Origin of the sequence: Sulfuracidifex metallicus DSM 6482 = JCM 9184, from assembly GCA_032834875.1 — an archaeon.
Classification (GTDB): domain Archaea; phylum Thermoproteota; class Thermoprotei_A; order Sulfolobales; family Sulfolobaceae; genus Sulfuracidifex; species Sulfuracidifex metallicus.
Genome location: CP135238.1, coordinates 1,077,661 through 1,092,170, shown reverse-complemented (window position 1 = coordinate 1,092,170; position 14,510 = coordinate 1,077,661). Strand labels below are relative to the sequence as shown.

At 40.6% G+C, this 14,510-nt stretch carries 16 protein-coding genes and 2 CRISPR repeat arrays (1 of these 18 running past the window's edge); of the genes, 12 read left to right on the top strand and 4 right to left on the bottom strand.

Going from position 1 to position 14,510, the window contains the following annotated elements; translation table 11 throughout:
• Positions 1-2,146: a CRISPR direct-repeat array (repeat unit 30 nt; unit sequence GTTTGTAGAGATCCTTAGAGGGCTTGAAAC); it reaches 1,430 nt to the left of the window's first position.
• Between the two features lie 132 nt (positions 2,147-2,278).
• The 4 genes from RQ359_RS06185 (at position 2,279) to RQ359_RS06170 (ending at position 4,858) form a co-directional block, all read left to right on the top strand.
• Positions 2,279-3,142 carry a hypothetical protein gene (locus tag RQ359_RS06185; RefSeq protein WP_457921265.1) on the top strand — a complete coding sequence of 288 codons (864 nt, stop codon included), beginning with the start codon at positions 2,279-2,281 and terminating at the stop codon, positions 3,140-3,142.
• Between the two features lie 128 nt (positions 3,143-3,270).
• A CRISPR array of direct repeats spans positions 3,271-3,573; the repeat unit is 30 nt; unit sequence GTTTGTAGAGATCCTTAGAGGGCTTGAAAC.
• Between the two features lie 291 nt (positions 3,574-3,864).
• Positions 3,865-4,026 (top strand): LPXTG cell wall anchor domain-containing protein, encoded by a 162-nt coding sequence (locus RQ359_RS06180; RefSeq protein ID WP_156017406.1) that lies wholly within the window; start codon positions 3,865-3,867, stop codon positions 4,024-4,026.
• Between the two features lie 75 nt (positions 4,027-4,101).
• Positions 4,102-4,326 carry a hypothetical protein gene (locus RQ359_RS06175; protein ID WP_156017408.1) on the top strand — a complete coding sequence of 75 codons (225 nt, stop codon included), beginning with the start codon at positions 4,102-4,104 and terminating at the stop codon, positions 4,324-4,326.
• 37 nt (positions 4,327-4,363) lie between these two features.
• The gene (locus RQ359_RS06170; RefSeq protein WP_156017411.1) at positions 4,364-4,858 is read left to right on the top strand and encodes a hypothetical protein; all 495 of its coding nucleotides are present in this window, start codon (positions 4,364-4,366) and stop codon (positions 4,856-4,858) included.
• A 636-nt stretch (positions 4,859-5,494) separates the two neighbouring features.
• Here RQ359_RS06170 and RQ359_RS06165 read toward each other — a convergent pair.
• The 4 genes from RQ359_RS06165 to RQ359_RS06150 all read right to left on the bottom strand — a co-directional run bounded on the left by RQ359_RS06165 (position 5,495) and on the right by RQ359_RS06150 (position 7,876).
• Positions 5,495-5,635, bottom strand: a complete 141-nt coding sequence (locus RQ359_RS06165; protein WP_156017414.1) for a hypothetical protein — start codon at positions 5,633-5,635, stop codon at positions 5,495-5,497.
• A gap of 204 nt (positions 5,636-5,839) precedes the next feature.
• On the bottom strand, positions 5,840-6,022 hold the full coding sequence (locus tag RQ359_RS06160) for an NUDIX domain-containing protein (protein WP_256202123.1): 183 nt from the start codon (positions 6,020-6,022) through the stop codon (positions 5,840-5,842).
• Positions 6,023-6,410: 388 nt separating this feature from the next.
• The gene (locus RQ359_RS06155; RefSeq protein ID WP_156017417.1) at positions 6,411-7,142 is read right to left on the bottom strand and encodes a CRISPR-associated endoribonuclease Cas6; all 732 of its coding nucleotides are present in this window, start codon (positions 7,140-7,142) and stop codon (positions 6,411-6,413) included.
• Complete coding sequence (locus RQ359_RS06150) at positions 7,139-7,876, bottom strand: hypothetical protein (RefSeq protein WP_156017420.1); 738 nt, start codon at positions 7,874-7,876, stop codon at positions 7,139-7,141. The genes RQ359_RS06155 and RQ359_RS06150 overlap by 4 nt, the downstream gene beginning before the upstream one ends.
• Before the next feature lie 788 nt (positions 7,877-8,664).
• On the opposite strand from RQ359_RS06150, the gene RQ359_RS06145 reads away from it, so the two are divergent.
• From RQ359_RS06145 to RQ359_RS06110, 8 genes are read left to right on the top strand one after another with little or no spacing between them, the layout of a single operon-like run.
• Positions 8,665-9,090, top strand: coding sequence for a hypothetical protein (locus RQ359_RS06145; RefSeq protein ID WP_054839018.1), 426 nt, complete (start codon positions 8,665-8,667; stop codon positions 9,088-9,090).
• Positions 9,087-9,749, top strand: a complete 663-nt coding sequence (csx7, locus tag RQ359_RS06140) for a type III CRISPR-associated RAMP protein Csx7 (protein WP_054839017.1) — start codon at positions 9,087-9,089, stop codon at positions 9,747-9,749. Before RQ359_RS06145 ends, csx7 (RQ359_RS06140) begins: the two co-directional genes overlap by 4 nt.
• Before the next feature lie 4 nt (positions 9,750-9,753).
• Positions 9,754-10,599 carry a type III CRISPR-associated RAMP protein Csx7 gene (gene csx7 / locus RQ359_RS06135; protein WP_083477014.1) on the top strand — a complete coding sequence of 282 codons (846 nt, stop codon included), beginning with the start codon at positions 9,754-9,756 and terminating at the stop codon, positions 10,597-10,599.
• Positions 10,586-11,368 (top strand): RAMP superfamily CRISPR-associated protein, encoded by a 783-nt coding sequence (locus RQ359_RS06130; RefSeq protein ID WP_054839015.1) that lies wholly within the window; start codon positions 10,586-10,588, stop codon positions 11,366-11,368. The genes csx7 (RQ359_RS06135) and RQ359_RS06130 overlap by 14 nt, the downstream gene beginning before the upstream one ends.
• 4 nt (positions 11,369-11,372) lie before the next feature.
• A complete protein-coding gene (locus RQ359_RS06125; protein WP_156017426.1) occupies positions 11,373-11,543 on the top strand; it encodes a hypothetical protein in 171 nt (56 codons plus the stop codon).
• Complete coding sequence (locus tag RQ359_RS06120) at positions 11,536-12,894, top strand: hypothetical protein (RefSeq protein ID WP_457921264.1); 1,359 nt, start codon at positions 11,536-11,538, stop codon at positions 12,892-12,894. The genes RQ359_RS06125 and RQ359_RS06120 overlap by 8 nt, the downstream gene beginning before the upstream one ends.
• 23 nt (positions 12,895-12,917) lie before the next feature.
• Positions 12,918-14,210, top strand: coding sequence for a hypothetical protein (locus tag RQ359_RS06115; RefSeq protein WP_457921263.1), 1,293 nt, complete (start codon positions 12,918-12,920; stop codon positions 14,208-14,210).
• Positions 14,207-14,485: a hypothetical protein gene (locus RQ359_RS06110; RefSeq protein ID WP_156017433.1), complete on the top strand. Its 279-nt coding sequence runs from the start codon at positions 14,207-14,209 to the stop codon at positions 14,483-14,485. Before RQ359_RS06115 ends, RQ359_RS06110 begins: the two co-directional genes overlap by 4 nt.
• Positions 14,486-14,510 lie beyond the last annotated feature (25 nt).

Genomic DNA, 14,510 nt, shown 5'->3' with positions numbered 1-14,510 from the left:
GAGGGCTTGAAACTTCCGATGGAGTCCCGTAAAGCGAAGGTCCATTCAGGTTGTTTGTAGAGATCCTTAGAGGGCTTGAAACCAAAAGTGCACCACATGATGACAATGTAGCAGGTATAGTTTGTAGAGATCCTTAGAGGGCTTGAAACTAGTATGACTAATTTCGCCACTAGTGGTATCGATGGTTTGTAGAGATCCTTAGAGGGCTTGAAACGCTAGCCTCCCTTCGGTCATCAGGAGGCTAAGCTCTTGTTTGTAGAGATCCTTAGAGGGCTTGAAACTCAAACCAACGATGGTATACACAAGAGACCTCTCTAGGTTTGTAGAGATCCTTAGAGGGCTTGAAACAACCTGGTATCGATGAAGTAGACTTCTGCACTGTCCTGGTTTGTAGAGATCCTTAGAGGGCTTGAAACTTTCACGCCCCTCACGGGTTTCCACACTTACGTAGTAGTTTGTAGAGATCCTTAGAGGGCTTGAAACGGGTGGCGTTGGCGGAGCACCTCCAGGAACTCCTGGAGTGTTTGTAGAGATCCTTAGAGGGCTTGAAACTCCATTCATCTTCAATTTTTATTTGCAACAAACGTGTTTGTAGAGATCCTTAGAGGGCTTGAAACGGATAGGTAAATGGCTTTCACTAGTTGATAAAAGTGGTTTGTAGAGATCCTTAGAGGGCTTGAAACTCGATATTGTATGAAGGTAAAGGGAATTCTACTTCTGTTTGTAGAGATCCTTAGAGGGCTTGAAACACAGTAATAACAATAATATGGATGATATATGAATTGGTTTGTAGAGATCCTTAGAGGGCTTGAAACTCGATATTGTATGAAGGTAAAGGGAATTCTACTTCTGTTTGTAGAGATCCTTAGAGGGCTTGAAACACAGTAATAACAATAATATGGATGATATATGAATTGGTTTGTAGAGATCCTTAGAGGGCTTGAAACGCCAGGAAAACGGTATACTATTAGACATTCCTTGCTGGTTTGTAGAGATCCTTAGAGGGCTTGAAACACCTTTTACTTCCGCCATTTTTTGCACCTGATTATAGTTTGTAGAGATCCTTAGAGGGCTTGAAACATGGTAAAATAAAGGAAATAAGGTACAGGTATTATTTGTTTGTAGAGATCCTTAGAGGGCTTGAAACGAGTAACTGATCGGGCGGGGTAGCTAACCTCTCCATTGTTTGTAGAGATCCTTAGAGGGCTTGAAACCAAAAGTGCACCACATGATGATAACGTAGCAGGTATAGTTTGTAGAGATCCTTAGAGGGCTTGAAACACATTCAGAGCCATCACGGGAATAGAAAGAGCTGACATGTTTGTAGAGATCCTTAGAGGGCTTGAAACCTTGGTCAGCATTTTGAAGAGCTACATCATACTCTGTTTGTAGAGATCCTTAGAGGGCTTGAAACTAAAATACTGAAAGAATATAGTATAATGCAAAGTAGTGTTTGTAGAGATCCTTAGAGGGCTTGAAACAGAGGAACACTAATGGGGATTTCAAACCTTCAGCCGAAGTTTGTAGAGATCCTTAGAGGGCTTGAAACCAATTCAAACCTTTCGGTCAATAGAGTGGCGATAAGAGTTTGTAGAGATCCTTAGAGGGCTTGAAACCGTAGATAGCGTCTTCATCTTGAGATATACTTTCTCGTTTGTAGAGATCCTTAGAGGGCTTGAAACTCAGTTTTCTTTTTTGGAAATTCTGTCCACATTAGAGTTTGTAGAGATCCTTAGAGGGCTTGAAACTTACTAATACGCTTGATCTGATGCAGAAAATTTTCGAGTTTGTAGAGATCCTTAGAGGGCTTGAAACTGTCATAGGCACAATCCTGGCAAATAATGGCAAACGTTTGTAGAGATCCTTAGAGGGCTTGAAACTATCTTTGTGAATATCAAAGATTCCAGTCTATATACGTTTGTAGAGATCCTTAGAGGGCTTGAAACCTATGATCACGGGGAGGACATCGTCCCCGAACTCTGTTTGTAGAGATCCTTAGAGGGCTTGAAACATATCTCAATTTCTACTTCTCTTTTCATATTTTCCCCTAGTTTGTAGAGATCCTTAGAGGGCTTGAAACCAGGTATAACGTCGCCATACGTTTCCTGGAAAGCCGGTTTGTAGAGATCCTTAGAGGGCTTGAAACCTTAAGAGAATTTCATGATTTAAATCCTGGTTAAATGTGTAAAGTACTAAAAGACTTAAATCAAAAAATTTCCTAGAAACACTGATCCGTTCTAGATGATTTGTTTATAAACTTCAATAATAAAAAGATATTATGAGTACTATAGTTAGTGAAAGCACTATAAGAGATGCGTGGTATTCCGATATAGTGGAATATCTACTTGACGAGAATATTGATAATGTTACGATACCAGAATTAGTTTTACAAAATAATCAAAGACCTGATTTAGTTACTTATATTTGTGAGAACGGATATTGCAGTCCTTTCTTACTAATAGAATTTAAGAAAAAACCGTCTGGACGTCGATCTAAAGCATATACTCAGTCTTTGAGGTATTCTAATGTTATAAAACCACAATATACTGTAATTGTTTATTATAGTAATATTTATTATAGCCTTAATATAATAGACGAACTGACTAAACAAGACGAATTTAAGATGTTTTTCTCTAATGATGAGATGATTGACGCTTTCTGGGAATTTTTTGAAAATAGCATATCTACTTATCATCCTTCCAAATCAGTCAATAAAAAATCTCTAATTAAGGAAATATTTAGGGCTCCTACATATGAGAGATTTTTAAGAGCAGAATTTTTTAGAATTTTAGCTAATAATAACGCTAATAATAACCTTATTCCTAAATCTGAGTATTCTGTAATTTATGCTCGTGAAAATAGTATTATTAGACCGGACCTAGTGGTATTTAACGGAAACTCTAATAAACCTTTATTGGTTTTAGAATTTAAATCAGTGTACACTCCGTCTATGTTTTCTCAAGCTCATAAATATAAAGAAGCTTTAGATCCTCATTATTATGGGGAAGTTTACGGCACCAAAAATTTAGCTAGAGTTAGTATTTTAGATACACAAGACCGCGAAATTATAAATGATTATATAAAAGTAGGTGAACCATACTTAAATGAGGATGAAGTAATGAGTATAATTAGAAAATTATAAAATTTAAAGGCTTAAGATTATTGTACATATTATTAATTTCAGTTATAATGCTAGCTAGTAGATTAGGCAATTATGGACGCTATCGAGATGACTCCAGCTAACTTCTGTAAAAGTGAAACATATTCTCTTGTTTGTAGAGATCCTTAGAGGGCTTGAAACTCTTCTTCTGACAAAAATTTACTATTTCTAGCCCCCGGTTTGTAGAGATCCTTAGAGGGCTTGAAACACTCATAGTTAACAGGGAATACACGGGGCTTGAAGGCTGGAGTTTGTAGAAACCCTTAGAGGGCTTGAAACTTAGATTATTGTACCGAGATCTTGGCCAGCTTTACTTGTTTGTAGAGATCCTTAGAGGGCTTGAAACAGCCAAATTAGGGTCTAGGAAAGCAAAGGCTGAGTTAGTTTGTAGAGATCCTTAGAGGGCTTGAAACCATGTACCACCTGCCTTCTGAATTCATCACTTTCTAGTTTGTAGAGATCCTAATAGATTTCGGTTACACCCAAACTAACCCATATCAAATTGCGGAGGAAGTCGGATAGATGTATAACTAAAAAATTTTTTAATCGAAGTCTTCTTTATTTCTATTTAATATGACTTGTCAGGCTGCTTTAACGGCTCCTGTAACCGGTGTTCCTCCTATACCTGGAAACTTAACAACGCCGGCTCAAATAGCTGAATTTCTTGAGACTCACGTAAACTTTACTGCTATCTATGATTCTTTATGCAAAAACCGCTTGTTGATAACTCTACTTCAAATTCTGCCATTTCTCATACGATAACTTCATCCCATGCTCTCATAACAAGTACAGACATCAACCTAGCCTTGATAGGCGTTGGTATCTCAATCCTGATAGGGGTATTCCTGGTTTACAGGAGGAGGTAATTGTGGGCCGAAATCTTCGCTTTCTACTTCGCCCACTTCGACGACTTCCTCACCACCAGGATGGCGCTCTCAAGGGTGGGGGAAGCTTACGAGGGTAACTTCTTTCTCAAGAAGGTAGCCTCTTCGACGTGGAGGTTGCTCCTGTACAAGCTTTCCCTAGCTACGCTTATGGTTTCCATTTACTTGTACCTAGGCTCGCCTTCATTGATATCTTACCTCATCTTGGGCGATACGGTCCTGGAGCTTTCCATCTCTGCGTGGAACTTGTACCAGGGATACGTCGGCACGAGGCTCAAGTAGTTCTCACATATAAACGTGATATGTTTTTCTTCATCTCATGAAGAGGACCATCTTCTTTTCCTTATTCTTACTAGTGTTCGTCTTAGTTGGGGTCATGGGGATAACTAACGCTGCTGTGCCAATAAGGACCCCTGGCCTTGGAGGTGGCGGAAACCCGGGTTACTTCAAATACACGGAACAAATTAACCTCACCCAACCCACTACTGAGACTACTTTCACGTCGTATCCGGGCGAAGACTTGGACTCTCTGTCTTGGCTTTGCCCCGGATATGTCTCAGGCACAGAGCTGCAAATACTGTCCGCGACGGAATACACTCAGAACAACGCTTCCCTTTCTATCTCTTCGTCTGCTACAGCCGTGAACGTAACTTTCACCAACGGAGGCGACGGAGGAGCTGATTCCAAGTATGGAGGGATAGGTTATGGCGGTTATATCCCTGCAACCATTGTTGCACTTAAACTGTCCGCAAGTCCATTAATTAATGTCTCGAAAGACGAATCAGATGAAATTGTGACCCATGTAGGATCATAGTCGGCACCGCTATCTTCAGCTAATTAATTTGGTCAAATAGTCCATTTCTTTGTGTTTTACTCCAAAAACTAAACGAAATAAGTTTTCGGGACTGGTGTCTATACTATAAATAAGTTTCGAAGCCTAGAGAAAAAGGCGACTTGTTTCAGAACGTAATCAAATTCATATTGATTACCGAACCCAGTAAGAGATTCGATATTTATGAATTGCTCACCATCTTCTTCATATAATGGCCCAGCAAAATACGAACAACCATAAACGTAAACATTATTTCACTCATGGTAAACGTATATCTGCAAATCAATAGGATCAGTTTGATACAGCTCTACACCATTAGTTGTAGTATTTATACACCAAAGGATAATGCTATTCTACAATTATTGTAGCCTTCTATGTACAAGTAATTGTCTAATTCACTTATCATCCAATTTCTTCACTCTGCTACTATTGTAGCGTTATTTTCACACTTTTGCGTAAAGCATGAGTTATATACTAGTAGAGTATAATTCACGATTTGAGGATACATTGAAGAATTCAAGATTTCCAGTACAAGTGTAGCATTAGTACCATTCCAAGACAACGCTACTTCATAGTACTTTGTGTTACCGCATGCGTCAAGCTTATCAATTGTAAGCCCTATGAAGTATACATTTTTGCTGTTAGCACCCCTCCTGATCCTGGGTAAGGTATGGGGTTGTAAGCTGCAGATGATTCCAGCGTGTATGGTTGCAGAATCAGAAGAGGAGCTATTACTGATGATACTATTTGTAGATTCATTACTTATAACTAGTGCCTACCATAGATTTATCTTATAGAATTTTATTGTATAATTATTATTATTAATTTATTTATATTAAGATCTATTATACTTTCTTTATTGCTAACATAAATGCTTACAGGAAGGGTAGAAATATCCTTACTTATTGTTTCATCTTGTATTTTACAGAGAAGGGGGTTAAGGGGGGCGGAAAGCCTCGCCCTTTAGGGCGGGGAGGAAGTCAGATGCACAAGGATCAAATCTTCAGGTCTCAAAGCAATCCCAGCTTCTTCCTTTGCCTCTCTTATCATAGCTGAAGTAGCGGATTCCTTCGCTTCAACGTGTCCTGCTACAACACTCCACCAACCGTCTCTATAACCCGTGTTTTTTCTGAGTTGTAATAGCACCTCATTCCTTCAACAGAAAGAGATGAACAGAGAGAATCTGAGGATATCATTCCTTCATAATTAAAACTTTGATTTTGCTAATTAAAAAGAGAATGGGATTAAATCGATGCAATAACTTTTATGTTTGGAGGTGTTTAAGTATCTACTATCCTCTTATTAGAGGATTGAAGATTATAGTAGAGAAAAAAAGAAAATTCAATGTAATAGTTGATGTCAAAAACTAGAATTCGGAAAAGAAAAAAGACAGACTACACTGTATCCTACGTTGTGACGCTTATTTATATGGATATACTTGAGAAAAAAGAAACTAAGGAAAATCTTATCACATTATAAATGCATATCCATTTTTTTCCTCAGCAGAACTTTTACCGCTCTTTTTAATGATTTTTTAATAAAATGTTACTTTTACGTTCTTGCTCTCTAAGGTAATCTTCACGATTCCAAATCCGTTCCTCCTTGAGCTTCCTATTCCCTTCGCTATAGCGTTCTCCAGTACTGGCATGATCTCGCCTAACCTCTCTGAGGAATAAGTGAACTTTCCTGTGACCCCAACCACTCTCTTTCCTGCGTAATTCACGGTTTCCCACCTCATCCACGACGGCTCTTCAGTTACTACTTCCTCTATGGTTGCCAGCTTCTCCTTCACATCCTCTCTTGTGAACTTTAGTTCGTCCATAAAGTTAACGGCAAAAACCGTTACGAATTCGTTGGAGAACCTCTTTCTCTTTTTTGGGTTAAACGGATCGGGAAGTATAGCAGGGGTCATTGTTTCCACTACCATCTTCTTGGCGTCTGAAGGTACGTTCTCCACTTGGTTCACTTCCACGTCTCGAACATGCCACCAAGTGTTGAATACCTTGGTTTCCCTCAGACTTGTTATAGCTCTAGCTACGTCTTTTTCATCTCCACCAATCCTGAACCAGTAATCATCTCCTGCATATACTGTCATGGGCAGGGGGACATCACCAGCCTTGAAGAGGTATTTTTTTCCGTCCCATAAAGGCGATATTGAGACGTTCAACTTGGTCCCTCCCAACAACGTTTTTCCAACTTTGGAGGAAAAAGGAGGAATAATAGCATCTGTGGAGGGAGTTACTTTCACCCTACAGATGACCTTCATCTAGCTCTTCCCTTTAGCGATTTCCTTAGGACGCTCAGAAGGTATCCTTCAGGCGAAAGCCATTCCATACTCTCTTTCCTGAAAAGACTTGGTAGACTACTGGGCAGGTCAAGGCATGGAGAAAATGATGAACCAGGATATACTAACATTACGGCGTAGATTATTGCCTTACAATTAACTATCGTGTATGGAGTGTAAGCTATGACCGGGATTGTGGGCGCTTTCTTTAATGAGGATTCCATAGAAGCGTATATTAACGATTGAAGTACATGACGCTCGAATTTTGTTGAAGATATGAGGCTCTCCCACCAAGACTTGCACCTAGATTTAGCTTGAAATTCTCTTTCTATCATATCGACGTGAATTCCCTTATGTTCTACGACTACGTTGAAATCCCTCATTTTAATTGTAAGGTCCGGTTTTCCTATTACCGTTATTTCTTCTCCATCAAAAGGAAGGGTAAGCTGGAGTTTCTCGTGTCTTTGGCCGTAGCCTATTAGCTCTTCTACTATGGGAACCGCTGCGTTTTCTACTGAGAAAGTTTCATGGGGGGTTTCGTGGACGTTGAAGCTTAAGTTCACCAAGTCTTTAACGCTGTAAGTCCTTTTCGTATTAGACGTGAATTTGCCAGCTATATTATCTGAAATTGATAAGGCACGACGGTAGGGTATCTCTAGTTTGGGATTTGTGACAAAGTTTACTTCATATACTTCAATGAGGTTACTGGCCATCATTAGAACACCCCGTGGAAATGGAGATAATTATTTGTCTTTTCCAGCCCGTTGGAGTCTCTGAAGCTATGCTGTAAATATTTACTTTAAAAAAACGTCTAAATAGAATCAACTGCTTTAAACCAAGGTTATTCAGTCTCATTTTAGGACAAGATTATTTCTGTCAAAAGTAGTTAAAAAACTTTACTCTGGTATATAAAATAATAGTAAGCCAACTACCTTACACTAGATTAAATTTTAATTAAATTTTACTCATCCTAAATCGTCCTAAAATAAACGTTCTTAATCACTACAAAAGACTTTTATAGTCTTACAAAAAAGTTAAAGCGTCTATCCTTTATGAATTGATAGATAACCTACAGTTTATTTAGTATTATTTTTGGATACGTTTCCCATATGAGAATTTTTTTATAAACTTCTAAAGGTTATGGCTAATCTATTATTAATTTTTATATTAAAAAATATAAATAATAAAAACTTGAACTAGACAAAAGAAGACACAAGGAGAAATACGTGTTCCGTGATTTAAAAAGTAAAATATTATACGAATGCTATTGAGATAAATGCGTAACTGATCATGAGACTAACTGTCTTTATCTTATATACTCGATCTTATATACTCGCTTTGAAGGGTTAGTATAGAGGCTCTAACTTAATACAACTCTAGGTTTTTCCTACTGCAAAATATAACACCGAATAAACCTATTGTTTAGCCTAATTTTTACGTTTCGTAACATATTTTAATGTGTTTAGACTTTATATTAAATGCCCAGATGGGCAGGTAGATCAAAATGTCCCAATCTACGTCATCTTTATATGATATTGTAGCGAAAGCTGTTTCTCAGGCAAAGAGAGAAGGATTGAATCCTACACAGATAAACAACATGCTTGAGTTCTCTCAGTCTACAGACAACGTTAATGATCTCCTCATCTTCATTATGAGACAAGCGTCTAGAAATCATTTCACTGAGACTGCAAAAATCCTGGTTAAATACTTGAAGGACAAGGACATAATGAAGGCAAGGGAATTCCTTGGCTTATTCAAGTGGTCATTCGAGGCACTTAGTAACGTGCAGTCTAGCTTCGATAACTTCGGCTCCATGGTGAGTTCATTCATAAGCTCTACAAACGCAAATTATACTGGATCTAGCGGTTCAGGTAGAGTAAGTTACGAACATCACGGAGGACCAAACCAGGGAAGGGGTAGTCGTCCATGATAGATGGAACCAGAGTACAAGGTATCCTAGTCAACGATACTCCTCTCAGGATAGGGGGAGGGAAAACAAGTGTGTCAAAGAGCGCATTTCAGCAGACTACAGACTCAGCTATGATAATGAGGAAGGGAGTTCCTTTTATACCAGGTTCGACGTTGAAGGGGTTCATGAGGAGTCTTGTTGAGAGTATGATTAAGGCAAGGGGAGGAAAAGTCGTCTATCCCTACGACGATAAAGAGGATAATGGAAAAACTGGTGAAGAAAATAAGAAACCTGATGACATCACCTCGCAGCTTTTCGGTTCTCAGTCCAACGCCTCTGCAGTGGAAGTGATGGACGCAATGCCGGTTGATAGGCCTACAGTTCACACTAGGACAATGGTAACAATAGACAGGGTTTTTAATGGACAATATCCGTCTAACTTGTTCTCCCTTGATATGGTTGATGTAGGGAATAAGTTCAAGTTTACTGCGATACTGTGGGGGATCGAGTTGAGTGAGGACTGTAAGGGGAACGATGAAAAAGGTGAGATTATAGCTCAGGTAATTGAAACTATGAAGTCGGGATTTCAGATAGGCGGAAAGAAGAGCACTGGATTAGGACTGATGAGGTTAACCGAGGTTAAGTGTACCAAGTTCGGACTTTCAGATCTTGAGGTGTAAGGTTATGGCTCAGAACTTATCAAATCAATACATCCTGATAAGGAAGGATATTCTGGTAAGGGAGGCAGTAATTAGCGGGGAAGTAGTAAACGTAACTCCATTGAGGGTAGGGATTGGAAGGGATAACGTGGACGTACTGTCAACCGCGAACCAAGGTCTGCTGAGGGTAAGGATGGGTGAAGATAGAGTTCCGGTGATCCCTGGCTCTTCCTGGAAGGGCGTCTTTCGTTCCACTGGAGAGAGGTTAATGAGGGGTAAGGGCGTTAACGTTTGCACTGGACTCACTAAGCAGACTTGCGTGGATAGGATAGAGAACAAACTTGAGGAATTGCTAAAGAACGGAAACTACGATGAAGCCGTGAAGCTAGTTTGGAGTGATACATGCATCAACTGTAAGGTCTTCGGCGCCCCCCATATGAGGGCTTCTGTTTCCTTTTTCGACTCATATCCAAAGACGCCTACTTCATATGAAATAGGCACAAGGCCTATGATAGCCATAAACAGGGAGACGGGAAGCGTATCCGGACGTGCGCTAGTCACTATGGACTACGTGGAGCCTGATTCCGTGTTTACATTTAGGATAAACATGATAAACCCAACCAACTATGTGATAGGGTATATTCTTTCAATAATGAAAGAAATAGACCAAGGGTTTACGCAAGTTGGAGGAAATAAAAGTCGCGGCTTCGGAGTTGTAAAGTTCCAAAATTTGAAACTAGAAATGAAGGAGTACGTTCCCTATGAGCTGCCAGACATGGATCCAAAAGACGAAAAGGTAGAGGTTACATTCCCCATGGACCCCATGAATGACAATAAGTTCTTGGAGGTGTTCAAGCATGTTAAACCATAAAGTGAGCGTTAAGGACAGAAACGGCGGAAAGACAGCTAGCTTCAAGCTGGAGATGAGTGTTATGAGCGATCATCTCCACGTATCATCAGGGAAAAGCCAGTTTGAACAAGTCACTGCCATTAACGACAGTGACGTGGAAATGTTCCTCAAGACAGGATCTCTGCCAAAGGAAGCTCATGCAGCTAGGGAGTTCGTGAAGTTCATGCAGACTACTCAAGGGTTAGCCATTCCTGGTGGTACGGTGAAGGGACTTGTGAGATCTAGGCTAGAGCTCTTGGTTGACTGTGCTTGTTACACCTTCCTCGCCACTAAGCCATCTAGGACGGTGTCTAGGGTTTATCAATCCATATTTCGTCCCCAGAGGAAATTTAGCGAGAGATTTGAGGACAACAGTGAGATGTGCTTCGTGTGTGATCTAATGGGAAATATGGGATTGGCCAGCAGGGTTTCCTTCACAGATTTAACGTTTCAGGACGGAAAGGTGAACCTCGTTCCCATGACTGGGTCCACTTATGAAACCGTGGAGAAAGGATCAAAGTTTCTTGGATCCTTCACGGTTAGAAACTATGATGACGCAGACGTTGGGGCAATACTCTTCGCCTTAGGGATAGGTAGAGGAAACGGCATAGTTCTCATGGGAAGGTTCAAGTTCACCAACCAAAGTTGGGGGAGGGTTAAGTTCAACGTCCCTAACGTGGATACGGGGAAATACGTGAAGGCATTTCTAGAAGCCCACAAGGGACACGTGAGAGTAGTTGAGGAAAGGTGAGATTTTGAAACTCTGTATAAGAAATGATTTAAGCGTTACCCTCGAAGATAAGGGGAACTGCTTCAAGTTAGTTAATGTGGAAGTTCAGGGAGACAGGATGGTGTGGACAGAGGAAAACTCGGAGTTTCTGATTCACATACTGTCAAGATCTTTATTAGGTGATAAACATGATTAGAGGAGTTTACAATCCTGACACTGGAAAAGTGGATATGGTAGACGAAAACAAGACTAGGACTGCTTTCAACAATTTCAAGGACGTAATCTCCAAAGGAAGTAGTATAATGCTTGAGGACTTTAACGTAGATGAGAGAGAAGCAGCGTTGGCGATGTCAGACCTGATCTCCTTGGTGTTGAAAGCACCGATGTTGCTTCCTCCTTTACGTTATACAGTAGATGTTGTACCAGAAAATGAACGTTATAAAAGAGATGTACCAAAAAATGCCAACAACTTTGAAACGTTAGCGAATTACGTCTTGCAGAGGCATATAAAAGGAAAGGTAAGCCCTGACAAGGTAACGGAAGTAGTGAAAGGAGATTGGGGAGCTAAGGGAAATTCTAATAAAAATCCGTTCTTACGCTTCATTTCTCTATTTCAGGACAAAATCTACTCAGTGTACGAAGCTCTCATAACAGTTCCAGCAGACAGTAGACCGGGAAATAACATAGGCTCGTTATCAGCCCACCTTTCCATTTCCTCCATGGCCGAGTGGACGATCTTCCCTGACTCCCAGGATCTTCCATTCCTGAGGTTAGCGACAGTACTGCACGACATAGGGAAACTAACAGATTTCGGGAGGCATTGGGAATCATCAACAGATTTCTTTGACGGTCTAATTGACGAGATCCAAAAAAACACTGATGTTAACCCAAAGTTGAGGTCTGGATTAGTGGACGTGCTACGCAAGGCTGAAGAGAGGGCTAGGAAACATCACTTGGTGAACATAGAGGGCGACCTAATCTCGTCAGGGGAAGGAAGGATAGAGAGGAGCGACCTGGAGCAATTATACTCTTCAATCCAAGATTGTTCTCCTTTCCGTGAAACACTTCACAAGAAAGCAAGTGAAGCTGAGGATTATATTAACGAACTAGAGAAGAAAGATAAATTTCTAAAGAACAAATATGAAGAATGTTCCAAACAAGTTTATAAGAAATTACAGGAGAGACAGAGGTCAAATAGGCAGGACGATATTAATCCATCTCAGAACGTGATAGCCGACCTCAACATGTTCAACTTCCCAGGCGTTCAGTCCTTTATAAAGTTCTTCTCTGACTTAAGGGACATGTCTGCTGCAAGTACTTTAGTTGATATGAGTGTAACTACAATACCTTTCGTGGTCATAGACAGCATGTATGACAAGACTTATCTCCCCTTGGATTCCTTGCTTGTCAGTAGTGGAGGTCACTCCTTCATCGTGACCAGAAGGGATTCATCTAACGTGAACGAGAGTAGGATAGAGGAGGAATTGAGGAAGGTAACCTTGTTGCATGACCTCGACGTGAGTCTAACAGTTTCATCTACCCCCTAATTATTGGAAACAATCCCTACAGGATGAGAGGATATAAAGCGGTCAGCGAACTTTTCGGGAAAGACGGAGTGAAAGGGTTAAAGATATCTCCCTCCTCCTTCAAGATTGTGTCGCCAGGTCTACATGCGGTCTGCGAAAGCTGTGGAGTATATCCTGCTGTTAAAAAAGATGATAGAGGGAAGCGTCTATGTCGTAGGTGTTTAACAGTTCACGAAATATCAAAGAGCAAGGGATTTAGCTCAAAGCTTAAAGCGTCGTTTAAGATAGGATCCGTTGATATATCCCCTCTAGAGGAAGCCTTGGACGCTCCTATGAGTTACTTGTCTGGAGATATAATAGATGAAGGCGAAGGGAAGAAATACGAGCCTGTTAAGGCTCCTAGAGGTTACTTATCCGTTGTAAAAAGCGACGGGAACGACGCCGGAGAGTACTTCGGCAGCTCCCTTAACTTCGGCGAATACATTGACAAGAGCTTCAAGGTGGACTACTGGGTTAAGAAGAGCTTTGTGGAGGCCGCAGACGAGGCCGAGAAAGATGGCGTACTAAACAAGGGTATGATAATGAGGACTCTCCTTGGAGTCCAATACATGGGAGGAGATGATATACTTCTCATAGGCCCTGCAATGACTGCACCGATACTTACAATGAACGCATTGGAGAAAGCGACGAGTAAGTTGGGGATGTCCTTCAAAGTTGGCGTTGCAACGGTGAAGAGCGATACTCCCATTCAGTTCGCCATAGATGCAGCTGACAAGCTAATGGAAGATGGAAAGATAGAAAAAGAGACCGTAATGGGCACAACTAATAAAGAAGGAGTAAAAAGCGAACAGGAAAGGAACACTCTCACGTTCCTCTTTGCCTCGTCGCTGGTAACGCGGTCGTCAGTGGAGGAAATTAAGAGGGAATGGAGCGCTGACCCCCTATCTTCCACCCATAATCAAAAAGAGGAAGAAAAGGTAAGGGCAATGTACAAGATGAAGACAAACTTCTCCTTCTGGAAGGACATTATGGCCTTGTCGGATGACCTCAAGTTAGTGCTGAAGAGCTTCCCTGATGATTACGAAAAGAGGGTCAAATCGTTCAAGGACTACGTGAGAGTCATGGAGGATATAGTGGAGACCTTCCATAGAACCAAGGATCCTTACTATACTGTAATATACATGATGAGGCAAGCAACGAGACATAAAGAAGCTTCCAAGCTGATGTTAACCTTACTGAAAGGGTGGGATAAAGAGGGACAGATACCTCTAGTTGACGCGTTTTACATGTTCAAGGCTGCGCTAGTCGAAGCAGGAGACAGAGGTGAAAGCTCTTGATAAGAAGTAAGGTCAAGGATAGTAATTCCTTGAATGGGCAAATCGTGTTGAGCAACACCACAGTTAGACCTACATTAAAAAACCATAAAACAACTGCAATGCACGTAATAACCAGCCTTATTGAACCTAAACTCCACCTTGGAGAAAAGAGCGAGTCAAGCCCCCTAATGTTAACTTCATTTCTCTTTTTTCTGTCTCATTTACGCGCTTACATGTTTTTCCTTTATGCGCAATTTCCGCGTTTCCTGATAAAACTCTTTCAAGAAGGTGATTAAATACGTTATGTGAAGGAATAAAAAA